1 protein-coding gene is annotated in these 1028 nt (G+C 70.4%); it reads left to right on the forward strand.

From position 1 onward, the window contains the following. Positions 1-1028: serine hydroxymethyltransferase (glyA, locus tag ACIHIX_RS47895; protein ID WP_399966982.1), on the forward strand; the 1028-nt coding region annotated here is incomplete at both ends.

The raw sequence follows: 1028 nt of genomic DNA on the forward strand, positions 1-1028 counted from the left end.
GAGCACGTCGACGTCGCCGAGCAGATCGCCATCGACCGGATCAAGGAGCTGTTCGGCGCCGAGTACGCCAACGTCCAGCCCCACTCCGGCGCCTCCGCCAACCAGGCCGCCCTCTTCGCCCTCGCCTCCCCCGGCGACACGATCCTCGGCCTGGACCTCGCCCACGGCGGCCACCTCACCCACGGCATGCGCCTGAACTTCTCCGGCAAGCAGTTCAACGTGGTCGCCTACCACGTCGACGACGCCGGACTGGTCGACATGGCCGAGGTCGAACGCCTCGCCAAGGAACACCGCCCCAAGGTGATCATCGCCGGCTGGTCCGCCTACCCGCGTCAGCTGGACTTCGCCGAGTTCCGGCGCATCGCCGACGAGGTCGAGGCCTACCTGTGGGTCGACATGGCCCACTTCGCCGGCCTCGTCGCCGCCGGCCTGCACCCCAACCCCGTCGAGCACGCCGACGTGGTCACCTCCACCACCCACAAGACCCTCGGCGGCCCGCGCGGCGGCATCATCCTCGCCAAGCAGGCCTTCGCCAAGAAGCTCAACTCGTCCGTGTTCCCGGGCTTCCAGGGCGGCCCCCTGGAACACGTGATCGCCGCGAAGGCGGTCTCCTTCAAGGTCGCCGCCTCGGAGGAGTTCAAGGAGCGCCAGCGGCGTACCGTGGAAGGCGCACGCATCCTCGCCGAGCGCCTGACCGCGACGGACGCCCGCGAGGCCGGGATCAACGTGCTCTCCGGCGGCACCGACGTGCACCTGATCCTGGTGGACCTGCGCGAGTCCGAGCTGGACGGCCAGCAGGCCGAGGACCGCCTCCACGAGGTCGGCATCACGGTCAACCGCAACGCCGTCCCCAACGACCCGCGCCCCCCGATGGTCACCTCCGGCCTGCGCATCGGCACCCCGGCCCTGGCCACCCGCGGCTTCACCGCCGAGGACTTCACCGAGGTCGCCGACGTGATCGCGTCGGCGCTGAAGCCGTCGTACGACGTCGAAAGCCTCAAGACCCGGGTCAGGGCACTCGCCGACAA

This window comes from Streptomyces sp. NPDC051913 (assembly GCF_044593635.1).
Taxonomy (GTDB): Bacteria; Actinomycetota; Actinomycetes; order Streptomycetales; family Streptomycetaceae; genus Streptomyces.